A 20,328-nucleotide genomic window follows, 5' to 3' on the forward strand; every position below is an offset into this window, starting at 1 on the left:
GCGCCCGCTATTTGACGCCGAGATTCAAGGATACGGGCGGTACGACCCGTACAGAGGCCGTACCGCCCGTTCGATCGCAGCTACTACTTGGAGTAGAGCTCGACGATCAGCTGCTCCTGCACCTGCGTGTCAATCGCCTGGCGCTCGGGCATCGAGTGCACGAGGATCCGCAGCTGCGACGGGATCGCCTCCAGCCACGCCGGGACGGTCTTCTCGCCGGCCTCCGCCTGAGCCACCTGGAAGGGGGTCAGGTTACGGGAGGACTCACGGACCTCGATGATGTCGTTCACGGTGACGCGGGCCGACGGGATGTCGGTCTTGCGGCCGTTCACGAGGATGTGGCCGTGGCGGACCAGCTGACGGGCGTGGTCGCGGGACTTGGCGAAGCCCGCCCGGTAGACCACGTTGTCGAGCCGGGTCTCCAGGATGCGCAGCAGGTTCTCGCCGGTCTTGCCGGACTTCCTGTTCGCTTCCTGGAAATAACCACGGAACTGCTTCTCAAGGACACCGTAGATACGAGCGGCCTTCTGCTTCTCACGCTTCTGCAGCAGGTACTCGCTGTCCTTGGTGCGCCCGCGTCCGTGCTCACCCGGGGGGTAAGGACGGATCTCGATCGGGCACTTCGCGCTCTCGCACTTGCTCCCCTTGAGGAAGAGCTTCTGCTTCTCCCGACGGCAACGCTTGCAGTCGGCCCCGGTGTAACGCGCCATTGTTGTCTTGTCTCCTACCTCAGATGATCAGACGCGGCGGCGCTTGGGCGGGCGGCATCCGTTGTGCGGGGTGGGGGTGACGTCCTGGATCGAACCCACCTCGAGGCCGGTGGCCTGGAGGGAGCGGATCGCGGTCTCACGGCCGGAGCCGGGACCCTTGACGAAGACGTCGACCTTGCGCATGCCGTGCTCCTGCGCGCGGCGGGCGGCCGACTCGGCGGCCATCTGCGCGGCGAAGGGGGTCGACTTGCGCGAGCCCTTGAAGCCGACATGGCCGGCCGAGGCCCAAGAGATCACGTTCCCGGTCGGGTCGGTGATCGAGACGATCGTGTTGTTGAACGTGCTCTTGATGTGAGCGTGCCCGTGGGCGACGTTCTTCTTCTCCTTGCGGCGCACCTTCTTGGCGCCGGCCGTACGGCTCTTCGGAGGCATTCTGTGAATCTTCTCCCGTGGAGGTGGTCGGTCCTACAGCTCGGACCGCTCGGCAGCGTCCGCTGAGGACTACTTCTTGCCCGGCTTCTTCTTGCCGGCGATGGCGCGACGCGGGCCCTTGCGGGTGCGGGCGTTGGTGTGAGTGCGCTGACCGTGGACCGGCAGGCCACGGCGGTGGCGCAGGCCCTGGTAGCAGCCGATCTCGACCTTGCGGCGGATGTCGGCCTGGATCTCGCGACGGAGGTCACCCTCGGTCTTGAGGTTGGCGTCCACGTACTCGCGGATCTTGACCAGGTCCTCTTCGGGCAGGTCGCGGACGCGGGTGTCCGGGTTCACGCCGGCGGCGGCGAGGGTCTCCTTCGCCCGCGTGCGGCCGATGCCGAAGACGTAGGTGAGGGCAACCTCCACGCGCTTGTCGCGCGGGATGTCAACACCTGAAACGCGTGCCATTCAATGGCTCCTGTTGATGTTCGGGGGTCTTCCGCAGAGCCGCTCCCGGCCGCCGGCCCCTCGAAAGAGAAGCGGTACGTCCGGGTCCCCGGCCCCCGCCGGAGGTGTCGCCAGCCGTGGCTGGACGGGCGCTGCGTATGTACGTGTTGTTGCGTGCGTCGCGCGAAGAACTGCGAGGTGCAGGTCGGCCGTGCGTGCGTCAGCCCTGGCGCTGCTTGTGGCGCAGGTTGTCGCAGATGACCATGACCCGGCCGTGGCGGCGGATCACCTTGCACTTGTCGCAGATCTTCTTGACGCTCGGCTTGACCTTCATGGGATGTGAGGTTCTCCGGGTCAGTGCCATCACCCCACGGGAGGGGTGCGGGCAAGATCTACTTGTAGCGGTAGACGATCCGTCCGCGCGTCAGGTCGTACGGAGACAGCTCCACCACGACCCGGTCATCGGGGAGGATACGGATGTAGTGCATCCGCATCTTGCCGCTGATGTGCGCCAGGACCTTGTGACCGTTCTGGAGCTCCACCTTGAACATGGCGTTCGGGAGGGACTCGATCACGGTGCCCTCAATCTCGATGGCACCTTGCTTCTTGGCCACGCTTCGCCCTTCGAATCGGCTACCTTGATCAGCTCGCGGGCGCGCATGCAGACATACGGATGCACGAGAGCCGACGCATCAGTCTACGTCAGCGCATCCTGAAAGACGAATCGGTGCATGACTCTGCCCATCCGCCGAGATCCTTAACCCCGTGGGCCGGAATCCCTAGGCCAGCGGGTCGGGTGCGGCCGTGACGCCCAGCTCGGCGAGCTTCGCCTTGCCGCCGTCGACGGCCGTCAGCACCAGCGGGCCCTGCTCGGTCAGCGCGACCGAGTGCTCCCAGTGCGAGGACCACGTCCCGTCGTCCGTCTTGACGGTCCAGTCGTCCTCGAGGACATGGGTGCGCGGCGTGCCGAGGCTGACCATCGGCTCGATCGCGATGCAGAAGCCGGGCACCAGACGGGGGCCGCGGCCGCGCTTGCGGTCCACGTAGTTCAGCAGGTGCGGGTCCATGTGCATCTGGGAACCGATGCCGTGGCCGCCGTAGTCCTCGATGATCCCGTACTTGCCCGTGGCCGGGCGGGGCTGGCGGCGGATGTAGCCCTCGATGGCCTTGGAGATGTCGACCAGCCGGTTGCCCTGCCTGACGGCGGCGATACCGGCCCACATCGACTCCTCGGTGACCCGGCTGAGTTCACGCAGTTCCGGAGCGTGACCAGTGCCCACGAATGCGGTGAAGGCCGCGTCGCCGTGCCAGCCGTCGACGATGGCGCCGGCGTCGATGGAGATGATGTCGCCGTCCTTGAGGACGGTCGCGGTGTCCGGGATGCCGTGGACGACGACATCGTTCACCGAGGTGCAGATGGTGGCGGGGAAGCCGCCATAGCCGAGGAAGTTCGACTTGGCGCCGTGCTCGGCGAGGACCTTCCTGGCGGCGTCGTCCAGGTCCTTGGTGGTGGCATCCGGGACGGCGACCTCGCGGCAGGCCGCGTGGATCGCGGCCACGATCAGCCCCGCCTCGCGCATCTTCGCGATCTGCTCCGGGGTCTTGATCTCCACCATGAGTGACTTCCGCTTTCTGTGTGATGGGGGCCGGAGACAACAGTACGGCCACGGAAGCCCGTCGGGGTCCGCGGCCGTACCGTACGCGTACGCTCCTGCGCTATGCGGCTTTCTGCCGCAGCGCCTCCATGGCCCGCTGGGTGACCTCGGACACCTTGCCGAGCGCCGAGATCGTCACGACCAGGCCCTGGGCCTTGTAGTAGTCGATGATCGGCTCGGTCTCGCTGTGGTAGACCTCGAGGCGCTTGCGGACCGTTTCTTCGCTGTCGTCCTCGCGCTGGTACAGCTCACCGCCGCACTCGTCGCACACGCCCTCGGTCTTGGGCTTCTTGTACTCGACGTGGAAGGTGTGCGCGCTGTCGCTGCGGCAGGTCCTGCGGCCCGCGATGCGCTTGACGACCTCGTCCTCGGGGACCTCGAGGTCGAGCACCGCGTCGAGCGCGATGCCCTCCTCGACGAGGATCTCGTCCAGCGCTTTCGCCTGGTTGAGGTTGCGCGGGAAGCCGTCGAGCAGAAAGCCGTCCGCGGCGTCGGGCTGCTCGAGCCGGTCCTTCGCCATTCCGATGGTGACCTCGTCCGGTACCAGTTCGCCGGCGTTCATGTACTGCTTCGCCTGACGGCCCAGGGGCGTGCCCTGGCTGATGTTGGCGCGGAACAGGTCGCCCGTGGAGATGTGCGGGATCGACAGGTTCTCGGCGAGGTACGCGGCCTGCGTACCCTTGCCGGCCCCGGGAGGCCCGACGAGGACGATTCGCATCAGCGGAGGAACCCTTCGTAGTTACGCTGCTGAAGCTGGCTCTCGATCTGCTTAACGGTCTCCAGACCCACACCCACGATGATCAGGATGCTCGTCCCGCCGAACGGGAAGTTCTGGTTCGCTCCGAAACCTGCCAACGCCGTTGTCGGCACAAGTGCGATCAAGCCCAGGTACAGCGACCCCGGCCAGGTGATCCGATTGAGCACGTAGCTCAGGTACTCAGCAGTGGGTCGACCAGCCCGGATGCCCGGGATGAAGCCACCATACTTCTTCATGTTGTCCGCGACTTCCTCGGGGTTGAACGAGATAGCCACGTAGAAGAAGGCGAAGAAAACAATCAGCAGGAAGTACGTGACGATGTAATAGGGGTGGTCACCCTTCACAAGATGCTGGTTGATCCAGGTCGCCCAGCCCGCGTTGGAGCCGCTGAACTGAACGATCAAGGCTGGAATGTAGAGCAGCGAGGACGCGAAGATGACAGGAATCACACCTGCCTGGTTGACCTTCAGCGGGATGTACGTGGACGTACCGCCGTAGGACCTGCGGCCGATCATGCGCTTCGCGTACTGCACGGGGATACGGCGCTGGGCCTGCTCGACGAAGACCACCAGGCCCACCATCGCGAGGCCGACGAGGATCACCACGCCGAACTCCAGCCAGCCCTGCATGATCTCGCCCTGCAGCTTGATCTGCCACAGAGCCTGGGGGAAGCCCGCGGCGATCGAGATGAACATCAGGATCGACATGCCGTTGCCGATGCCGCGGTCGGTGATGAGCTCGCCGAGCCACATGATCAGCGCGGTCCCCGCGGTCATGGTGATGACCATGGTGATGGTCACGAAGATCGACTGGTCCGGGATGATCTGCCCGGCGCGGTCGCACTGCGGGAAGAGGGTGCCGCTGCGGGCGGTGGCCACCAGGCCCGTGCCCTGCAGAACGGCGAGGGCGACCGTCAGATAGCGGGTGTACTGCGTGATCTTCGCCTGCCCGGACTGGCCCTCCTTCTTCAGGGCCTCGAGCCGTGGAATGACCACGGTCAGCAGCTGCAGGATGATGCTCGCCGTGATGTACGGCATGATGCCGAGCGCGAAGATCGTGATCTGCAGCAGCGCACCACCGCTGAACATGTTGACCAGACCGAACAGCCCCTGGCTGCCCTCGGCCGAGTCCATGCAGTACTTCACGTTGGGATAGCTCACCCCGGGGATCGGGATATGCGCCCCGAGCCGGAACAGCACGATGATGCCCAGCGTGAACAGCAGCTTCTTGCGCAGGTCGGGCGTCCTGAACGCCCGGGCGAACGCGGTGAGCACGGTGCCTCCTGCGACCCCCGCGTATCGGCGCGAGAGGTGACGGTCGTGAGAATCGGCAAATACTGATCAGTCAAAAGCCGCGCGGCATGGTCCGCGCGGCCCGGGGCGGAACCCCAGGTGTTCACAGCAACAGTGCACGCCACCTTACCGGCGTACCCGCCCCCCTTGGAACGACCAACCGGGGATGCCCCACGAGAGGGCATCCCCGGCCGAATGCATCATCGTGCTCAGACGAGCTCGGTGACGGTGCCGCCGGCAGCGGTGATCTTCTCCTTGGCGGAGCCGGAGACGGCGTCGACCGTCACCTGCAGTGCCACGGAGATGTCGCCGGTGCCGAGCACCTTGACGAGCTGGTTCTTGCGCACCGCGCCCTTGGCGACCAGGTCGGCCACCGTGACCTCGCCACCCTGCGGGTAGAGCTTGGCCAGCTTGTCCAGGTTCACGACCTGGTACTCGGTGCGGAACGGGTTCTTGAAGCCCTTCAGCTTCGGGAGGCGCATGTGGAGGGGCATCTGCCCGCCCTCGAAGCGCTCCGGAACCTGGTAGCGGGCCTTGGTGCCCTTGGTGCCACGACCAGCGGTCTTACCCTTGGACGCCTCACCACGACCGACACGGGTCTTGGCGGTCTTGGCGCCAGGGGCGGGCCGGAGGTTGTGGACCTTCAGCGGGTTCTGCTCCGCCATGTCAGTCGACCTCCTCGACCGTCACGAGGTGCCGCACGGTGTTCGCCATGCCGCGGATCTCGGGTCGGTCCTCCTTGACAACCACGTCGTTGACCTTCTTCAGGCCGAGCGAGCGCAGGGTGTCGCGGTGGTTCTGCTTGCTGCCGATGTAGGACTTCGTCTGCGTGATCTTGAGGCGGGCCATTACGCACCCACTCCGGCACGCGCCCGCAGCAGAGCGGCGGGGGCGACGTCCTCCAGGGGCAGGCCACGGCGGGCGGCGATCTCCTCGGGGCGCTGCAGCCCCTTCAGAGCCTCCACCGTGGCGTGCACGATGTTGATCGGGTTCGACGAGCCGAGCGACTTGCTCAGCACGTCGTGAATGCCCGCGCACTCCAGGACGGCGCGCACCGGGCCACCGGCGATCACACCGGTACCGGGGGAAGCAGGCTTGAGCAGGACGATGCCCGCGGCCTTCTCGCCCTGGATGGGGTGCGGGATGGTGCCCTGGATCCGGGGGACCTTGAAGAAGTGCTTCTTGGCCTCCTCCACACCCTTGGCGATGGCGGCCGGCACCTCCTTGGCCTTGCCGTATCCGACACCCACGGTGCCGTCACCGTCGCCCACCACGACCAGCGCGGTGAAGCTGAAGCGACGACCACCCTTCACAACCTTGGCGACGCGGTTGATCGCGACGACACGCTCGACGTAGGCGGTCTTCTCAGCAGCAGCGCCGCCGTCCCGCCGGTCCTTCCGGTCCCGCCGCTCGCCGCCACCGGCGCCGCCACCGCGGCGCTGGGGTCCAGCCATTGGATTACCTCTCTCGTTTACGTCCGCTAGCTACGCAGCGACATTCGGTCGCTGGCGCGACGGGCGGCTCAGAATTTGAGCCCGGCCTCGCGGGCGGCGTCGGCCAGAGCGGCGATGCGCCCGGCGTACTTGTTGCCACCGCGGTCGAACACGACGGCCTCGATACCGGCGGCCTTGGCGCGCTCGGCGACCAGGGCGCCCACCTGCTTGGCCTGGGCGCTCTTGTCGCCCTCGCCACCACGGACGGCCGCGTCCAGAGACGAAGCCGAGGCCAGGGTGTGGCCCGCGACGTCGTCGATGACCTGCGCGACCATGTGGCGGTTGGACCGCGTCACGACCAGGCGCGGACGCTCCGGCGTACCGGAGACCCGCTTGCGGACGCGGATGTGGCGACGCTTGAGAGCAGCACCCTTGTAGGCCTTGCCCTTGGCGATCTTCACACCGTATGCCATGGCTTACTTACCAGCCTTTCCGACCTTGCGGCGGATGACTTCGCCCTCGTACTTGACGCCCTTGGCCTTGTACGGGTCGGGCTTGCGCAGCTTGCGGATGTTGGCGGCGACCTCGCCGACCTTCTGCTTGTCGATGCCCTCGACGCTGAACTTCGTCGGGGACTCGACCTTGAAGGAGATGCCCTCGGGGGCCTCGACCAGGATCGGGTGGCTGTAGCCCAGCGAGAACTCCAGGTTGGAGCCCTTCGCCGCGACACGGTAGCCGACGCCGCTGATCTCGAGGTTCTTGACGTATCCCGTGGTCACGCCAGTGATCATGTTCGCCACCAGCGTGCGGGACAGGCCGTGCAGGGCCTTGTTCTGACGCTCGTCGTTCGGTCGGGTGACGGCGATGGTGCCGTCCTCGCCCTTGGCGACCTCGATGGGCGCCGCGACGGTGTGGGCGAGGGCGCCCTTGGGGCCCTTCACCTGGACCGTACGGCCATCGATGGTGACGTCCACGCCGGCGGGAACCGGGATGGGGAGCTTGCCGATACGCGACATTGCTTTACCTCCGTTCCCGATTACCAGACGTAGGCGAGGACTTCCCCGCCCACGCCCTTCTTCTGCGCCTGCTTGTCGGTGAGGAGCCCGTGCGAGGTGGAGATGATCGCCACGCCCAGGCCGCCGAGCACCTTCGGCAGGTTGGTGGACTTTGCGTAGACCCGCAGACCCGGCTTCGAAATCCGCTTGATGCCGGCGATCGAGCGCTCGCGGTTGGGGCCGTACTTCAGCTCGAGGACGAGGTTCTTGCCGACCTCGGCTTCCTCGGTCTTCCAGCCGGTGATGAAGCCCTCCTGCTGGAGGATCTCCGCGATGTGCGACTTGATCTTGCTGTGCGGCATCGACACGGAGTCGTGGTATGCCGAGTTCGCGTTTCGCAGACGCGTCAGCATGTCTGCGATCGGATCGGTCATGGTCATGTGATGGCCTTCGGCCTCTCTCGCCGGGGTTTCCTGTCTGCACCGTCCTTCTCCCCGATCGCGTACGTCGGGACAGGTGTGGTGCGGGGACCTACGGCGTAGTAAGCGTTTCTGGCGGGCTACGCCGCGGGCGTAGCCCGGGCGGCGGGCGCCCAACCCTTCCACTCTACGTGAGCGGAAAGAGCGGTATTTACGGGTGCCCGCCGTCCATGTGCTTACCGAGAGCCTCCGGTAATCCCGATTCGGGGATTACCAGGAGCTCTTGGTCACGCCCGGCAGCTCGCCACGGTGAGCCATCTCACGAAGGCACACGCGGCAAAGGCCGAACTTGCGGTAGACGGAGTGCGGCCGGCCGCAGCGCTGGCAGCGGGTGTACCCGCGAACCCCGAACTTCGGCTTGCGGGCGGCCTTAGCGATCAGAGCCTTCTTCGCCACGGTCAGTTCTCCTTGAACGGGAAGCCGAGGTGGCGCAGCAGGGCGCGGCCCTCAGCGTCGTTGGACGCCGTGGTGACCACGGTGATGTCCATGCCTCGGACCCGGTCGATCTTGTCCTGGTCGATCTCGTGGAACATGACCTGCTCCGTGAGACCGAAGGTGTAGTTGCCGCGGCCGTCGAACTGCTTCGGCGACAGACCCCGGAAGTCGCGGATGCGCGGCAGCGCGAGCGACAGCAGGCGGTCCAGGAACTCCCACATGCGGTCACCGCGGAGGGTGACGTGGGCACCGATCGGCTGGCCCTCGCGCAGCTTGAACTGCGCGATGGACTTACGGGCCTTGGTGACGGCCGGCTTCTGGCCGGTGATCGTGGCGAGGTCGCGGATGGCGCCCTCGATCAGCTTGGAGTCGCGGGCGGCATCGCCCACACCCATGTTGACCACGATCTTGGTCAGACCCGGGATCTGCATGACGTTCTCGTACGAGAACTCGTCCTTCAGCTTGCCCTGGATCTCTTCGCGGTACCGCTGCTTCAGGCGCGGCGCGTTGGTGGTGGCAGTCATCAGATGTCCTCACCGGTCCGCTTGGCAACGCGGATCTTGTTGCCCTCGTCGTCGAAGCGGTACCCGACGCGGGTGACGACCTTCTTGCCGTCCTTCTCCACCACGAGCTGAACGTTGCTCACGTGGATCGGGGCCTCGGTCGTCACGATGCCGCCGGTCTTCGAACCACGAGCCGTCTGGCCGGCCTTGGTGTGCTTCTTGACCCGGTTGACACCCTCGACCAGGACGCGGTCCTCGCGCGGGAAGGCCTGGATGACCTTGCCCTGCTTGCCCTTGTCCTTACCGGTGATGACCTGGACCAGGTCGCCCTTCTTGATCTTCATCGGTTACAGCACCTCCGGCGCGAGCGAGATGATCTTCATGAACTTCTTCTCGCGCAGCTCACGGCCCACGGGGCCGAAGATACGGGTGCCACGGGGGTCGCCATCGCCCTTGAGGATGACGGCCGCGTTCTCGTCGAAGCGGATGTACGAGCCGTCCGGGCGGCGGCGCTCCTTGACGGTGCGCACGATGACCGCCTTGACGACGTCACCCTTCTTCACGTTGCCACCGGGGATCGCGTCCTTGACGGTGGCGACGATGACGTCACCGATGCCCGCGTAGCGGCGACCGGAACCACCGAGAACACGGATGCAAAGGATCTCCTTCGCCCCCGTGTTGTCGGCGACGCGCAGTCGCGACTCCTGCTGGATCACGTCTATCTCCTGATCGTCTGCCGGTTCCCGGCGGGGGATTTCCGGGGAAGTCCCCCGCCGAGCCTGGCGGAACTAGTCCTGGGAGGAACCCCAGGAATTACTTGGCCTTCTCGAGGATCTCGACGACGCGCCAGCGCTTGGTCGCGGACAGCGGCCGGGTCTCCATGAGGAGGACACGGTCGCCGATACCCGCGGCGTTCTGCTCGTCGTGCGCCTTGAGCTTGTTCGTACGGCGGATGACCTTGCCGTACAGCGCGTGCTTGACGCGGTCCTCGACGGCGACGACGACGGTCTTGTCCATCTTGTCGCTGACGACCAGACCCTCACGGGTCTTGCGGAATCCGCGCTCCTGCTTCGTTTCAGTCACATTCTTCTCGCTCATCAGGCGCTCTCCACCGTCTCGATGCCGAGCTCGCGCTCCCGCATCAGGGTGTAGATCCGGGCGATGTCCTTGCGGACGGCCTTCAGCCGGCCGTGGTTCTCGAGCTGTCCGGTCGCCGCCTGGAAGCGGAGGTTGAACAGCTCCTCCTTGGCCTCACGCAGCTTGGCAACGAGGTCCTCGTTGTTCAGCTCGCGCAGCTCGGACGCCTTGGTTCCGGCCGCCATCACGACTCACCTGCCTCGCGCCGAACGATCCGGCACTTCATCGGAAGCTTGTGCGCGGCGCGGGTGAGCGCCTCGCGAGCAATCTTCTCGTTCGGGTAGGACAGCTCGAACATCACCCGGCCGGGCTTGACGTTCGCGACCCACCACTCCGGAGAACCCTTACCGGAACCCATGCGGGTCTCGGCCGGCTTCTTCGTGAGCGGGCGGTCCGGGTAGATGTTGATCCAGACCTTGCCACCACGCTTGATGTGGCGGGTCATGGCGATACGAGCCGACTCGATCTGACGGTTCGTCACGTACGCCGGGGTCACCGCCTGGATGCCGTACTCGCCGAACGCAAGCTCGGTGCCGCCCTTGGCCATACCGCTGCGCTTCGGGTGGTGCTGCTTGCGGTGCTTGACCCTGCGGGGGATCAGCATGACGGTCAGGCCTCCGTTCCGCCGGTAGAAGGGGACGCAGCCTCAGCAGCCGGGGCCGCCGGAGCCTCGGCCTTGGGGGCCTCGGCAGCGGGGGCCTGCTGCTGCTGCGGCTTGCGGCCGCGGCCGCGCTCGCCACCCCGGCCACCACGGGCCGGGCGCTCACCGGCGCCACGCGACGGGCGCTGGCCGGCGCGGGCGGCGGCGTTCTCGGCGCGGACCTCGGCGATGTTCTTGACGTCGCCCTTGTAGATCCAGACCTTCACACCGATACGGCCGAAGGTCGTCTTGGCCTCGAAGAAGCCGTAGTCGACGTTCGCACGGAGCGTGTGCAGGGGCACGCGGCCCTCGCGGTAGAACTCCGAGCGGGACATCTCGGCGCCGCCGAGACGGCCACCGCACTGAATCTTGATGCCCTTGGCGCCGGCCTTCATCGTCGACTGCATGCTCTTGCGCATGGCGCGACGGAAGGAGACGCGGGAGGAGAGCTGCTCGGCGACGGCCTGGGCGACCAGCTGAGCGTCGGTCTCGGGGTTCTTGACCTCGAGGATGTTCAGCTGGACCTGCTTGCCGGTGAGCTTCTCCAGCTCGCCGCGGATACGGTCGGCCTCCGCGCCGCGGCGGCCGATGACGATGCCCGGCCGGGCGGTGTGGATGTCGACGCGGACGCGGTCACGGGTGCGCTCGATCTCCACCTTGGAGATACCGGCGCGCTCCATGCCCTTCGTCATCATCCGGCGGATGGCGACGTCTTCCTTGACGTAGTCCTTGTACAGCTTGTCGGCGTACCAGCGGGACTTGAAGTCCGTGGTCACACCAAGCCGGAACCCGTGCGGGTTAACCTTCTGGCCCATTACCGGGTTCCTTCCTTGCTGCTGACGACCACGGTGATGTGGCTGGTCCGCTTGCGGATCCGGTAGGCACGGCCCTGGGCACGCGGACGGAACCGCTTCAGGGTCGGGCCCTCGTCGACGTACGCCTCGGAGATGAAGAGGCTGTCGGCGTCGGTGTGGTCGTAGTTGTGCGCGGCGTTGGCGATGGCGCTGTCGAGCACCTTGCCGACCGGCACGCTCGCGGCCTGCGGAGCGAATCGCAGGACCGCCTGAGCCTCCGTGGCATCCATGCCACGGATGAGGTCCACCACGCGGCGGGCCTTCATGGGCGTGACGCGGATGTACCGCGCCTGGGCCCTGGCTTCCATGGTTGTCCCTTCGGTGTCTGTCATCGGTCTTCGCTTGTTCCGCAGATCAGCGACGACGCGACTTGCGGTCGTCCTTCTCATGGCCGCGGAAGGTGCGGGTCGGCGCGAACTCGCCGAGCTTGTGGCCGACCATCGACTCGGTGACGAACACCGGGACGTGCTTGCGGCCGTCGTGCACCGCGATCGTGTGGCCGAGCATGGCCGGGACGATCATCGAGCGGCGGGACCAGGTCTTGATGACGTTTTTGGTGCCTGCGTCGTTCTGTGTGTCCACCTTCTTGCTCAGGTGGTCGTCGACGAAAGGCCCCTTCTTCAGACTGCGCGGCATCGAACCCTGCTCCTAGCGCTTCTTGGTGGTCTTGCGGCGGCGGACGATGAGCTTGCTGCTGGCCTTCTTCGGCGAGCGCGTACGTCCTTCCTTCTGACCCCACGGGGAGACCGGGTGACGGCCACCGGAGGTCTTGCCCTCACCACCACCGTGCGGGTGGTCAACGGGGTTCATGGCGACACCGCGGACGGTCGGGCGGACGCCCTTCCACCGCATACGGCCGGCCTTGCCCCAGTTGATGTTCGACTGCTCGGCGTTGCCGACCTCGCCAACGGTGGCGCGGCAGCGGACGTCGACCAGCCGGACCTCGCCCGACGGCATGCGCAGGTGGGCGTAGGCGCCCTCCTTCGCCATCAGCTGCACGGAGGAACCGGCGGAGCGGGCGATCTTCGCACCGCCGCCGGGCCGCAGCTCGATGGCGTGCAGAGTCGTACCCACCGGGATGTTGCGCAGCGGGAGGTTGTTGCCGGGCTTGATATCGGCCCCGGGGCCGTTCTCGACCCGGTCGCCCTGGCTCAGCCGAGCCGGGGCGAGGATGTAGCGCTTCTCGCCGTCCGCGTAGTGCAGGAGCGCGATGCGCGCGGTGCGGTTCGGGTCGTACTCGATGTGCGCGACCTTGGCCGGCACGCCGTCCTTGTCGTGACGACGGAAGTCGATCACGCGGTAGGCGCGCTTGTGGCCACCGCCCTGGTGGCGAACGGTCACACGACCGGCGTTGTTACGGCCGCCCTTGCTGTGCAGCGGGCGGACCAGCGACTTCTCCGGCGTGGACCGCGTGACCTCGACAAAGTCGGCGACGCTGGAGCCACGACGGCCCGGGGTCGTCGGCTTGTACTTGCGGATACCCATTTCTCAGTCCTCGTCCGATTCCGGACGACTCGGACTCCGTTAGGAGACCGGGCCGCCGAAGATGTCGATACGGTCGCCCTCGGCGAGGGTCACGATGGCGCGCTTGGTGTCCTTGCGCTTGCCGTAGCCGGTGCGGGTGCGCTTGCGCTTGCCCTGCCGGTTGATCGTGTTGACCCCGGTGACCTTGACCGAGAAGACCGCCTCGACGGCCTGCTTGATCTGGGTCTTGTTCGCACGCGGGTCGACGATGAACGTGTACTTGTTCTCGTCCAGCAGCGCGTAGCTCTTCTCCGACACGACCGGCTTGACGAGCACGTCGCGCGGGTCGGTGTAGGTCTTGCTGGTGACAGCGGTCGCCTCAGTCATCAGGCGTCGCTCCCTTCGAGCTGAGCGGCCTTGGGACCAGCCACGAAGGACTCGAAGGCGGCCTTGGTGAAGACCACGTCGTCGGAGACGAGCACGTCGTACGTGTTCAGCTGGCCCGGCTCCAGGACGTGGACCTGGGGCAGGTTGCGGGCGGACAGCCACGCGGCCTCGTCGGTCCGCTCGGCGACCAGGAGCAGGTTCCTGCGCTCGCTGATCCTGCCGAACAGGGTCTTGGCGGCCTTGGTGGAGATCTCGCCCTCGACCACGCCGGAGACGACGTGGATGCGGTTGTGGCGCGCCCGGTCGGAGAGGGCACCGCGCAGGGCGGCGGCCTTCATCTTCTTCGGGGTGCGCTGCGAGTAGTCACGCGGCACGGGGCCGTGCACGACGCCACCGCCGGCGAACTGCGGAGCGCGGGTCGAACCCTGGCGCGCCCGGCCGGTGCCCTTCTGGCGGTACGGCTTCTTGCCACCGCCGCGGACCTCGCCGCGGGTCTTCGTCTTGTGCGTGCCCTGGCGGGCAGCGGCCAGCTGGGCGACGACGACCTGGTGGATCAGCGGAACGCTGACCTGCGCGTCGAAGATCTCCGCGGGGAGCTCGACGGACCCGGCCTTGTCGCCTGCCGGCGAAAGGATGTCAATGGTGCTCATCGGTTACCTCAGGCCCCCTTGGCCGCGGTACGGACCAGGACGAGGCCGCCGTTCGGACCGGGGACGGCGCCCTTGATGAGCAGCAGTCCCTTCTCCGCGTCAACGGCGTGGACGGTCAGGTTCTGGGTGGTGACCCGCTCGTTGCCCATGCGGCCGGCCATGCGCAGGCCCTTGAACACGCGGCCCGGGGTGGCGCAGCCACCGATGGAGCCGGGCGAGCGGTGCTTGCGCTGCGTGCCGTGGCCGGCGCCGAGGCCGCCGAAGCCGTGGCGCTTCATGACACCGGCGGTGCCCTTGCCCTTGCTGGTGCCGGTCACGTCGACCTTGACACCGGACTCGAACACCTCGGCGGTGACCTCCTGGCCGAGCGTGTACTCGCCGGCGTCGGCGGTACGCAACTCCACCAGGTGGCGGCGCGGGGTGACGTCTGCCTTGGCGAAGTGGCCCTTGAGGGGCTTGTTCACCTTGCGCGGGTCGATCTCGCCGAAGGCGATCTGGACGGCGTCGTAGCCGTCGCTGTCAGCGGTACGGACCTGGGTGACGACGCAGGGACCGGCCTTGACGACGGTGACCGGGACGACGCGGTTGTTCTCGTCCCACACCTGCGTCATGCCGAGCTTCTCGCCCAGGACGCCCTTGATCTGCTTAGCCATCTCGCGCGTCACCTCAGAGCTTGATCTCGATGTCGACGCCGGCCGGCAGGTCGAGACGCATCAGCGAGTCGACGGTCTTCGGCGTGGGGTCGAGGATGTCGATGAGGCGCTTGTGCGTACGCATCTCGAAGTGCTCGCGCGAGTCCTTGTACTTGTGCGGCGACTTGATGACGCAGTACACGTTCTTCTCAGTGGGCAGCGGCACCGGGCCCGCGACCGACGCACCAGTACGGGTCACCGTCTCGACGATCTTCTTCGCCGAGGAATCGATGACCTCGTGGTCGTAGGCCTTGAGCCGGATGCGGATCTTCTGTCCCGCCATGGCTACTTCGTAGTCCTGTCTCTCGTAACGCTCTGGGACCCGGCAGGGCCTCTTCTCCGACCCCCGCGGTCGGGCGTGTCGCACTCCCGCCAAACAGATATCCCGTGAGAGATTCCCTGCGAGGGGGTGCGGCACGAGCCGCGGGGCCGGGGGTGAGACCCACCGGGTGCCTGGCCGGTGCCCCGCTGACGCTTCCCGGAAGATTCCCGTACTTCCACCCCTGAGAAGGGGTGACGAGTACTGCGGGACTCGCTTCCAGTCCTCCCGGCGGGAGGCGCGCAGCATCGGCACTCAACCGAGCAACCTGGACAGTGTGCCACACGCCGACTCGCCAACGCCAATCGGCGCATATACCACGCGAAGAGGCCCCGTACACACTGGGCGTACGGGGCCTCTCGTCGGTTGCTCCTAGGAGCGCCGGGTCACTTGGTGATCTTGGTGACCTGGCCGGCGCCGACGGTCCGGCCACCCTCACGGATGGCGAACTTCAGCCCCTCCTCCATGGCGACCGGCTGGATCAGCTGGACGGACATGGAGGTGTTGTCGCCCGGCATGACCATCTCGGTGCCCTCGGGGAGGGTCACCACGCCGGTCACGTCAGTCGTACGGAAGTAGAACTGCGGGCGGTAGTTGTTGAAGAACGGGGTGTGGCGGCCGCCCTCGTCCTTCGACAGGATGTACGCCTGGGCCTCGAACTCGGTGTGCGGGGTGACCGTGCCCGGCTTGATGATGACCTGGCCGCGCTCGACGTCCTCACGCTTGATGCCGCGGAGCAGCAGACCGACGTTCTCACCGGCCTGGCCCTCGTCGAGCAGCTTGCGGAACATCTCGATACCGGTGACCGTCGTGGAGGTCTTCTCCGGCTTGATACCGATGATGTCGACGTTCTCGTTGACCTTGAGGACACCACGCTCGATACGGCCGGTGACGACCGTGCCGCGGCCGGTGATGGTGAAGACGTCCTCGATCGGCATCAGGAACGGCTTCTCGACGTCGCGCTCCGGAGTCGGGATCGACTCGTCGACAGCCTTCATCAGGTTGAGGACGGACTCACCCCACTCCTTGTCGCCCTCGAGCGCCTTGAGCGCCGAGACCTTGACGACCGGAACCTCGTCACCCGGGAACTCGTACTCGGAGAGCAGCTCGCGGACCTCGAGCTCGACGAGCTCCAGGATCTCCTCGTCGTCCACCATGTCGGCCTTGTTCAGGGCGACGACGATGTACGGCACGCCGACCTGGCGGGCCAGGAGCACGTGCTCCTTGGTCTGCGGCATCGGGCCGTCGGTGGCGGCGACCACGAGGATGGCGCCGTCCATCTGCGCCGCACCGGTGATCATGTTCTTGATGTAGTCCGCGTGACCCGGGCAGTCAACGTGGGCGTAGTGACGCGTCTCCGTCTGGTACTCGACGTGCGCGATGGAGATCGTGATACCGCGCTGGCGCTCCTCAGGAGCCTTGTCGATCTGATCGAAGGCCGAGGCCTCGTTCAGCTGCGGGTACGCGTCGTGCAGCACCTTGGTGATCGCCGCGGTAAGAGTGGTCTTACCGTGGTCGATGTGACCGATGGTGCCGATGTTGACGTGCGGCTTAGTCCGCTCGAACTTCGCCTTCGCCACTGGGGTCCTCCTGTGGACTGGTGCTGTACTCCACCCGCGCTTTGCGAGTGGGTTCAGGTGGTCTTACCGAACCCGACCAGGACCCCGAGGGGATGCCCTTGGCCGTATTCGCTTGGGGGCCGGCGGCGGGGCCCGCCGTAAAGTGCGAACACTTTACGGCGGAATGCCCCGATGCCTTTGCTCCAGCCTAAAGCGTAAGAAACGTGGGCGAAGCCCCGTTACTCACCCTTGGCCTTCGCGATGATCTCCTCCGCCACGTTCTTGGGAACCTCGGCGTAGGAGTCGAACTGCATGGAGTAGCTCGCACGACCAGAGGTCTTGCTGCGCAGGTCTCCGACGTAGCCGAACATCTCCGACAGCGGAACGAGACCGGTGACCAGCTTGGCGCCGGCCCGGTCCTCCATGGACTGGATCTGCCCGCGGCGGGAGTTGATGTCGCCGATCACGTCGCCCATGTAGTCCTCGGGCGTCGTGACCTCGACCTTCATCATCGGCTCGAGCAGGGCCGGGCTGGCCTTGCGCGCGGCCTCCTTGAAGGCCATCGAACCGGCGATCTTGAACGCGAGCTCGGAGGAGTCGACGTCGTGGTAGGCGCCGTCGAGCAGCGTCACCTTCACGCCGGTCAGCGGGTAGCCGGCCAGCACGCCGAACTCCATGGCCTCCTGGCAGCCCGCATCCACGGACGGGATGTACTCCCGCGGGATACGGCCACCGGTGACCTTGTTCTCGAACTGGTAGCCCTCACCGTCGAGAGGCTCGATCGCGATCTGCACCTTCGCGAACTGGCCGGAACCACCAGTCTGCTTCTTGTGCGTGTAGTCGACCCTGTCGACGGCCTTGCGCAGCGTCTCGCGGTACGCGACCTGCGGCTTGCCGACGTTGGCCTCGACCCGGAACTCGCGCTTCATACGGTCGACCAGCACGTCGAGGTGCAGCTCGCCCATACCCGCGATGATCGTCTGGCCGGTCTCCTCGTCGGTGTTGACCTGGAAGGACGGGTCCTCCTCGGCCAGCCGCTGGATCGCGACGCCCAGCTTCTCCTGGTCGCCCTTCGACTTGGGCTCGATGGCGACCTGGATCACGGGGGCCGGGAAGTCCATCGACTCCAGGATCACCGGGTTCGACGCGTCGCAGAGGGTCTCACCGGTGGTGGTCTGCTTGAGACCCATGACGGCGACGATGTCACCGGCACCCACCGACTCGATCTCCTCACGCTTGTTCGCGTGCATCCGGTAGATCTTGCCGATGCGCTCCTTCTTGCCCTTCACGGAGTTCTGCACCTGGGTGCCGGTCACCATGCGGCCCGAGTAGACCCGGACGAAGGTGAGCTTGCCGAGGTGCGGGTCGCTCATGATCTTGAAGGCGAGACCGGAGAACGGCTCGTCCTCGGACGGCTTGCGGCTGACGACCTGCTCCGGGTCGTTGACCGCGTGGCCCTCGATCGCCTCGATGTCGATCGGCGACGGCAGGTACCGCACGACCGCGTCGAGCAGGGGCTGAACGCCCTTGTTCTTGAACGCGGTACCGCAGAACACCGGCGTGACCGTGGTGTCGCCGCCCTTGCCGGAGTTGATGGTGATGCGGCGGATCGCCGCGATCAGCTGCTCCTCGGTGGGCTCCTCGCCCTCGAGGTACAGCTCCATCATCTCCTCGTCGTTCTCGGCGACGGCCTCGAGCAGCTTGCCGCGCCACTCGTCGGCCGCCTCGACGTGGGTGTCCGGGATGTCGACGGTGTCGTACATCTCGCCCTTGGTGGCCTCCGCGGACCACACCAGAGCCTTCATACGAACCAGGTCGACGACACCCCTGAAGTCCGCCTCGGTGCCGATCGGCAGCTGCATGACCAGCGGCGTCGCGCCCAGCCGGTCGACGATCATGTCGACGCAGCGGTGGAACTCGGCGCCGGTGCGGTCGAGCTTGTTGACGAAGCAGATACGCGGAACGCCATAGCGGTCCGCCTGACGCCACACCGTCTCGGACTGGGGCTCGACACCGGCAACGCCGTCGAACACCGTCACAGCACCGTCGAGCACGCGCAGCGAGCGCTCCACCTCGACCGTGAAGTCGACGTGGCCAGGGGTGTCGATGATGTTGATCGTGTGGTCGACATTGTCCAGCGGCCAGTGACAGGTCGTCGCGGCCGAGGTGATCGTGATGCCGCGCTCCTGCTCCTGCTCCATCCAGTCCATCGTGGCAGCGCCGTCGTGGACTTCACCGATCTTGTAGGAGACACCGGTGTAGAACAGGATCCGCTCGGTGGTCGTCGTCTTGCCCGCGTCGATGTGGGCCATGATCCCGATATTGCGGACCTTGGCCAGGTCAAGCGAAGTGGTAGCCATAAGGCTCAGTCTTCTCTCGGATCTCGATGTGGGTTAGCGACTACCAGCGGTAGTGCGCGAAGGCCTTGTTGGACTCGGCCATCTTGTGGGTGTCCTCGCGACGCTTGACGGAGGCGCCGAGACCGTTGCTGGCGTCCAGCAGCTCGTTCATCAGGCGCTCGGTCATGGTCTTCTCGCGGCGGGCGCGGGAGTAGCCCACGAGCCAGCGCAGAGCGAGGGTGGAGGAGCGGCCGGGGCGGACCTCGACCGGCACCTGGTAGGTGGCGCCACCGACGCGGCGGGAGCGGACCTCGAGGGTCGGCTTCACGTTCTCCAGGGCACGCTTGAGCGTGATGACCGGGTCGTTGCCGGTCTTCTCGCGCAGGCCCTCCATGGCGCCGTAGACGATGCGCTCGGCGGTGGAGCGCTTGCCGTTCAGCAGCACCTTGTTGATGAGCGAGGTGACCAGAGGAGAGCCGTAGACCGGGTCGATGATGACCGGGCGCTTCGGGGCGGGGCCCTTACGAGGCATGCTTACTTCTCCTTCTTGGCGCCGTAACGGCTGCGGGCCTGCTTGCGGTTCTTGACACCCTGGGTGTCGAGCGAACCGCGGATGATCTTGTAGCGAACACCCGGCAGGTCCTTCACACGGCCACCACGCACGAGCACGATGGAGTGCTCCTGCAGGTTGTGTCCCTCACCCGGGATATAAGCGGTGACCTCGATCCCGCTGGTCAGACGCACACGCGCGACCTTACGCAGGGCCGAGTTCGGCTTCTTCGGGGTGGTCGTGAACACGCGCGTGCAGACGCCGCGGCGCTGAGGCGAACCCTCGAGTGCGGGCGTCTTGTTCTTTTCGACCTTGTCCTGCCGGCCCTTGCGGACCAGCTGCTGGATCGTAGGCACCGTTTCTCCGGTTTCTGTGTGCCGTATCAGTGAAGCTAACCTGGGGCTTCTCCGACCCACGCGGTCGGGTGTGTCGCGTACCTCATACGACTCCCGCAGGGCGGAAAGTGCGTATGTGGACGGCGCTTCGGCCTCGGCATCCCGTGCGGTCGATTGCACGCACAAGAACCCGGGCACACCCCAGGCACAAGGTCAGAGCGTACCTATAGCACCGGCTCCGGTCAAAACAAAAGCACCCTGTGCAGGACACACCGGCCTGCA

At 66.4% G+C, this 20,328-nt stretch carries 33 protein-coding genes; all 33 read right to left on the reverse strand.

All coding sequences use genetic code 11. The features are described 5' to 3' along the window. Positions 1-83: 83 nt before the first annotated feature. The 33 genes from rpsD to rpsL all read right to left on the reverse strand — a co-directional run bounded on the left by rpsD (position 84) and on the right by rpsL (position 20,067). Positions 84-710 (reverse strand): 30S ribosomal protein S4, encoded by a 627-nt coding sequence (gene rpsD, locus ACTWQC_RS30365; RefSeq protein ID WP_443319054.1) that lies wholly within the window; start codon positions 708-710, stop codon positions 84-86. Between the two features lie 27 nt (positions 711-737). Beyond that, positions 738-1,142: a 30S ribosomal protein S11 gene (rpsK, locus tag ACTWQC_RS30370; RefSeq protein ID WP_009715860.1), complete on the reverse strand. Its 405-nt coding sequence runs from the start codon at positions 1,140-1,142 to the stop codon at positions 738-740. Between the two features lie 69 nt (positions 1,143-1,211). Further along, on the reverse strand, positions 1,212-1,592 hold the full coding sequence (gene rpsM / locus ACTWQC_RS30375; protein ID WP_443319055.1) for a 30S ribosomal protein S13: 381 nt from the start codon (positions 1,590-1,592) through the stop codon (positions 1,212-1,214). Between the two features lie 199 nt (positions 1,593-1,791). Continuing rightward, the gene (rpmJ, locus tag ACTWQC_RS30380) at positions 1,792-1,905 is read right to left on the reverse strand and encodes a 50S ribosomal protein L36 (protein ID WP_003956441.1); all 114 of its coding nucleotides are present in this window, start codon (positions 1,903-1,905) and stop codon (positions 1,792-1,794) included. A 58-nt stretch (positions 1,906-1,963) separates the two neighbouring features. Further along, the gene (infA, locus tag ACTWQC_RS30385) at positions 1,964-2,185 is read right to left on the reverse strand and encodes a translation initiation factor IF-1 (RefSeq protein WP_003956442.1); all 222 of its coding nucleotides are present in this window, start codon (positions 2,183-2,185) and stop codon (positions 1,964-1,966) included. 165 nt (positions 2,186-2,350) lie between these two features. Beyond that, positions 2,351-3,187 carry a type I methionyl aminopeptidase gene (gene map / locus ACTWQC_RS30390; protein ID WP_443319056.1) on the reverse strand — a complete coding sequence of 279 codons (837 nt, stop codon included), beginning with the start codon at positions 3,185-3,187 and terminating at the stop codon, positions 2,351-2,353. Between the two features lie 100 nt (positions 3,188-3,287). Further along, complete coding sequence (locus tag ACTWQC_RS30395; RefSeq protein ID WP_443319057.1) at positions 3,288-3,944, reverse strand: adenylate kinase; 657 nt, start codon at positions 3,942-3,944, stop codon at positions 3,288-3,290. After that, on the reverse strand, positions 3,944-5,257 hold the full coding sequence (gene secY / locus ACTWQC_RS30400) for a preprotein translocase subunit SecY (RefSeq protein WP_443319058.1): 1,314 nt from the start codon (positions 5,255-5,257) through the stop codon (positions 3,944-3,946). Before secY ends, ACTWQC_RS30395 begins: the two co-directional genes overlap by 1 nt. Before the next feature lie 227 nt (positions 5,258-5,484). After that, positions 5,485-5,940: a 50S ribosomal protein L15 gene (gene rplO, locus ACTWQC_RS30405; protein WP_443319059.1), complete on the reverse strand. Its 456-nt coding sequence runs from the start codon at positions 5,938-5,940 to the stop codon at positions 5,485-5,487. A 1-nt stretch (position 5,941) separates the two neighbouring features. Then, positions 5,942-6,124, reverse strand: a complete 183-nt coding sequence (rpmD, locus tag ACTWQC_RS30410) for a 50S ribosomal protein L30 (RefSeq protein WP_443319060.1) — start codon at positions 6,122-6,124, stop codon at positions 5,942-5,944. Continuing rightward, the gene (gene rpsE, locus ACTWQC_RS30415) at positions 6,124-6,729 is read right to left on the reverse strand and encodes a 30S ribosomal protein S5 (protein ID WP_443319061.1); all 606 of its coding nucleotides are present in this window, start codon (positions 6,727-6,729) and stop codon (positions 6,124-6,126) included. Before rpsE ends, rpmD begins: the two co-directional genes overlap by 1 nt. A 68-nt stretch (positions 6,730-6,797) precedes the next feature. Then, the gene (gene rplR / locus ACTWQC_RS30420) at positions 6,798-7,181 is read right to left on the reverse strand and encodes a 50S ribosomal protein L18 (RefSeq protein WP_443319062.1); all 384 of its coding nucleotides are present in this window, start codon (positions 7,179-7,181) and stop codon (positions 6,798-6,800) included. A 3-nt stretch (positions 7,182-7,184) separates the two neighbouring features. Next, complete coding sequence (gene rplF / locus ACTWQC_RS30425) at positions 7,185-7,724, reverse strand: 50S ribosomal protein L6 (RefSeq protein WP_443319063.1); 540 nt, start codon at positions 7,722-7,724, stop codon at positions 7,185-7,187. Positions 7,725-7,744: 20 nt separating this feature from the next. Then, the gene (rpsH, locus tag ACTWQC_RS30430) at positions 7,745-8,143 is read right to left on the reverse strand and encodes a 30S ribosomal protein S8 (protein ID WP_443319064.1); all 399 of its coding nucleotides are present in this window, start codon (positions 8,141-8,143) and stop codon (positions 7,745-7,747) included. A 249-nt stretch (positions 8,144-8,392) separates the two neighbouring features. Then, the gene (locus ACTWQC_RS30435) at positions 8,393-8,578 is read right to left on the reverse strand and encodes a type Z 30S ribosomal protein S14 (RefSeq protein WP_003948630.1); all 186 of its coding nucleotides are present in this window, start codon (positions 8,576-8,578) and stop codon (positions 8,393-8,395) included. 2 nt (positions 8,579-8,580) lie between these two features. After that, on the reverse strand, positions 8,581-9,141 hold the full coding sequence (rplE, locus tag ACTWQC_RS30440; RefSeq protein WP_443319065.1) for a 50S ribosomal protein L5: 561 nt from the start codon (positions 9,139-9,141) through the stop codon (positions 8,581-8,583). Next, complete coding sequence (gene rplX, locus ACTWQC_RS30445; RefSeq protein ID WP_065963007.1) at positions 9,141-9,464, reverse strand: 50S ribosomal protein L24; 324 nt, start codon at positions 9,462-9,464, stop codon at positions 9,141-9,143. The genes rplE and rplX overlap by 1 nt, the downstream gene beginning before the upstream one ends. A gap of 3 nt (positions 9,465-9,467) precedes the next feature. Further along, positions 9,468-9,836 (reverse strand): 50S ribosomal protein L14, encoded by a 369-nt coding sequence (gene rplN / locus ACTWQC_RS30450; protein ID WP_030174545.1) that lies wholly within the window; start codon positions 9,834-9,836, stop codon positions 9,468-9,470. Positions 9,837-9,933: 97 nt separating this feature from the next. Then, positions 9,934-10,218 (reverse strand): 30S ribosomal protein S17, encoded by a 285-nt coding sequence (gene rpsQ / locus ACTWQC_RS30455; protein WP_443269981.1) that lies wholly within the window; start codon positions 10,216-10,218, stop codon positions 9,934-9,936. After that, a complete protein-coding gene (rpmC, locus tag ACTWQC_RS30460) occupies positions 10,218-10,442 on the reverse strand; it encodes a 50S ribosomal protein L29 (RefSeq protein ID WP_065963002.1) in 225 nt (74 codons plus the stop codon). The genes rpsQ and rpmC overlap by 1 nt, the downstream gene beginning before the upstream one ends. Continuing rightward, positions 10,442-10,861 carry a 50S ribosomal protein L16 gene (rplP, locus tag ACTWQC_RS30465; protein ID WP_055470929.1) on the reverse strand — a complete coding sequence of 140 codons (420 nt, stop codon included), beginning with the start codon at positions 10,859-10,861 and terminating at the stop codon, positions 10,442-10,444. Before rplP ends, rpmC begins: the two co-directional genes overlap by 1 nt. A 5-nt stretch (positions 10,862-10,866) precedes the next feature. Next, complete coding sequence (gene rpsC / locus ACTWQC_RS30470) at positions 10,867-11,712, reverse strand: 30S ribosomal protein S3 (RefSeq protein WP_443319066.1); 846 nt, start codon at positions 11,710-11,712, stop codon at positions 10,867-10,869. After that, positions 11,712-12,059 (reverse strand): 50S ribosomal protein L22, encoded by a 348-nt coding sequence (gene rplV, locus ACTWQC_RS30475; protein WP_003974262.1) that lies wholly within the window; start codon positions 12,057-12,059, stop codon positions 11,712-11,714. Before rplV ends, rpsC begins: the two co-directional genes overlap by 1 nt. Before the next feature lie 46 nt (positions 12,060-12,105). Then, the gene (gene rpsS / locus ACTWQC_RS30480) at positions 12,106-12,387 is read right to left on the reverse strand and encodes a 30S ribosomal protein S19 (RefSeq protein WP_393656566.1); all 282 of its coding nucleotides are present in this window, start codon (positions 12,385-12,387) and stop codon (positions 12,106-12,108) included. A gap of 12 nt (positions 12,388-12,399) precedes the next feature. After that, positions 12,400-13,236: a 50S ribosomal protein L2 gene (rplB, locus tag ACTWQC_RS30485; protein WP_443319067.1), complete on the reverse strand. Its 837-nt coding sequence runs from the start codon at positions 13,234-13,236 to the stop codon at positions 12,400-12,402. A 39-nt stretch (positions 13,237-13,275) separates the two neighbouring features. Beyond that, positions 13,276-13,602 (reverse strand): 50S ribosomal protein L23, encoded by a 327-nt coding sequence (gene rplW / locus ACTWQC_RS30490; protein WP_443319068.1) that lies wholly within the window; start codon positions 13,600-13,602, stop codon positions 13,276-13,278. Continuing rightward, complete coding sequence (gene rplD, locus ACTWQC_RS30495) at positions 13,602-14,252, reverse strand: 50S ribosomal protein L4 (RefSeq protein WP_443319069.1); 651 nt, start codon at positions 14,250-14,252, stop codon at positions 13,602-13,604. The genes rplW and rplD overlap by 1 nt, the downstream gene beginning before the upstream one ends. An 8-nt stretch (positions 14,253-14,260) precedes the next feature. After that, positions 14,261-14,905 (reverse strand): 50S ribosomal protein L3, encoded by a 645-nt coding sequence (gene rplC / locus ACTWQC_RS30500; protein ID WP_443319070.1) that lies wholly within the window; start codon positions 14,903-14,905, stop codon positions 14,261-14,263. 13 nt (positions 14,906-14,918) lie between these two features. After that, positions 14,919-15,227, reverse strand: a complete 309-nt coding sequence (gene rpsJ / locus ACTWQC_RS30505) for a 30S ribosomal protein S10 (RefSeq protein ID WP_003948644.1) — start codon at positions 15,225-15,227, stop codon at positions 14,919-14,921. A 422-nt stretch (positions 15,228-15,649) separates the two neighbouring features. Beyond that, a complete protein-coding gene (tuf, locus tag ACTWQC_RS30510) occupies positions 15,650-16,843 on the reverse strand; it encodes an elongation factor Tu (protein WP_443319071.1) in 1,194 nt (397 codons plus the stop codon). Between the two features lie 218 nt (positions 16,844-17,061). Further along, positions 17,062-19,182: an elongation factor G gene (gene fusA / locus ACTWQC_RS30515; protein WP_443319072.1), complete on the reverse strand. Its 2,121-nt coding sequence runs from the start codon at positions 19,180-19,182 to the stop codon at positions 17,062-17,064. A gap of 40 nt (positions 19,183-19,222) precedes the next feature. Beyond that, the gene (rpsG, locus tag ACTWQC_RS30520) at positions 19,223-19,693 is read right to left on the reverse strand and encodes a 30S ribosomal protein S7 (RefSeq protein ID WP_443319073.1); all 471 of its coding nucleotides are present in this window, start codon (positions 19,691-19,693) and stop codon (positions 19,223-19,225) included. 2 nt (positions 19,694-19,695) lie between these two features. After that, complete coding sequence (rpsL, locus tag ACTWQC_RS30525) at positions 19,696-20,067, reverse strand: 30S ribosomal protein S12 (RefSeq protein WP_003948652.1); 372 nt, start codon at positions 20,065-20,067, stop codon at positions 19,696-19,698. Between the last annotated feature and the right edge of the window lie 261 nt (positions 20,068-20,328).

Origin of the sequence: Streptomyces sp. 8N616 (assembly GCF_052246385.1) — a bacterium.
Taxonomy (GTDB): Bacteria; Actinomycetota; Actinomycetes; order Streptomycetales; family Streptomycetaceae; genus Streptomyces.

Excerpts from the sequence above, each read along its gene's own strand:
- rpsD (WP_443319054.1), bottom strand. The coding sequence starts at position 710 with ATGGCGCGTTACACCGGGGCCGACTGCAAGCGTTGCCGTCGGGAGAAG.
- rpsK (WP_009715860.1), bottom strand. The coding sequence starts at position 1,142 with ATGCCTCCGAAGAGCCGTACGGCCGGCGCCAAGAAGGTGCGCCGCAAG.
- rpsM (WP_443319055.1), bottom strand. The coding sequence starts at position 1,592 with ATGGCACGCGTTTCAGGTGTTGACATCCCGCGCGACAAGCGCGTGGAG.
- rpmJ (WP_003956441.1), bottom strand. The coding sequence starts at position 1,905 with ATGAAGGTCAAGCCGAGCGTCAAGAAGATCTGCGACAAGTGCAAGGTG.
- map (WP_443319056.1), bottom strand. The coding sequence starts at position 3,187 with ATGGTGGAGATCAAGACCCCGGAGCAGATCGCGAAGATGCGCGAGGCG.
- ACTWQC_RS30395 (WP_443319057.1), bottom strand. The coding sequence starts at position 3,944 with ATGCGAATCGTCCTCGTCGGGCCTCCCGGGGCCGGCAAGGGTACGCAG.
- rplO (WP_443319059.1), bottom strand. The coding sequence starts at position 5,940 with ATGGCGGAGCAGAACCCGCTGAAGGTCCACAACCTCCGGCCCGCCCCT.
- rpmD (WP_443319060.1), bottom strand. The coding sequence starts at position 6,124 with ATGGCCCGCCTCAAGATCACGCAGACGAAGTCCTACATCGGCAGCAAG.
- rpsE (WP_443319061.1), bottom strand. The coding sequence starts at position 6,729 with ATGGCTGGACCCCAGCGCCGCGGTGGCGGCGCCGGTGGCGGCGAGCGG.
- rplR (WP_443319062.1), bottom strand. The coding sequence starts at position 7,181 with ATGGCATACGGTGTGAAGATCGCCAAGGGCAAGGCCTACAAGGGTGCT.
- rplF (WP_443319063.1), bottom strand. The coding sequence starts at position 7,724 with ATGTCGCGTATCGGCAAGCTCCCCATCCCGGTTCCCGCCGGCGTGGAC.
- rpsH (WP_443319064.1), bottom strand. The coding sequence starts at position 8,143 with ATGACCATGACCGATCCGATCGCAGACATGCTGACGCGTCTGCGAAAC.
- rplE (WP_443319065.1), bottom strand. The coding sequence starts at position 9,141 with ATGACTGCCACCACCAACGCGCCGCGCCTGAAGCAGCGGTACCGCGAA.
- rplX (WP_065963007.1), bottom strand. The coding sequence starts at position 9,464 with ATGAAGATCAAGAAGGGCGACCTGGTCCAGGTCATCACCGGTAAGGAC.
- rpsQ (WP_443269981.1), bottom strand. The coding sequence starts at position 10,218 with ATGAGCGAGAAGAATGTGACTGAAACGAAGCAGGAGCGCGGATTCCGC.
- rpmC (WP_065963002.1), bottom strand. The coding sequence starts at position 10,442 with ATGGCGGCCGGAACCAAGGCGTCCGAGCTGCGCGAGCTGAACAACGAG.
- rplP (WP_055470929.1), bottom strand. The coding sequence starts at position 10,861 with ATGCTGATCCCCCGCAGGGTCAAGCACCGCAAGCAGCACCACCCGAAG.
- rpsC (WP_443319066.1), bottom strand. The coding sequence starts at position 11,712 with ATGGGCCAGAAGGTTAACCCGCACGGGTTCCGGCTTGGTGTGACCACG.
- rplV (WP_003974262.1), bottom strand. The coding sequence starts at position 12,059 with ATGGAAGCCAGGGCCCAGGCGCGGTACATCCGCGTCACGCCCATGAAG.
- rpsS (WP_393656566.1), bottom strand. The coding sequence starts at position 12,387 with ATGCCGCGCAGTCTGAAGAAGGGGCCTTTCGTCGACGACCACCTGAGC.
- rplB (WP_443319067.1), bottom strand. The coding sequence starts at position 13,236 with ATGGGTATCCGCAAGTACAAGCCGACGACCCCGGGCCGTCGTGGCTCC.
- rplW (WP_443319068.1), bottom strand. The coding sequence starts at position 13,602 with ATGACTGAGGCGACCGCTGTCACCAGCAAGACCTACACCGACCCGCGC.
- rplD (WP_443319069.1), bottom strand. The coding sequence starts at position 14,252 with ATGAGCACCATTGACATCCTTTCGCCGGCAGGCGACAAGGCCGGGTCC.
- rplC (WP_443319070.1), bottom strand. The coding sequence starts at position 14,905 with ATGGCTAAGCAGATCAAGGGCGTCCTGGGCGAGAAGCTCGGCATGACG.
- rpsJ (WP_003948644.1), bottom strand. The coding sequence starts at position 15,227 with ATGGCGGGACAGAAGATCCGCATCCGGCTCAAGGCCTACGACCACGAG.
- fusA (WP_443319072.1), bottom strand. The coding sequence starts at position 19,182 with ATGGCTACCACTTCGCTTGACCTGGCCAAGGTCCGCAATATCGGGATC.
- rpsG (WP_443319073.1), bottom strand. The coding sequence starts at position 19,693 with ATGCCTCGTAAGGGCCCCGCCCCGAAGCGCCCGGTCATCATCGACCCG.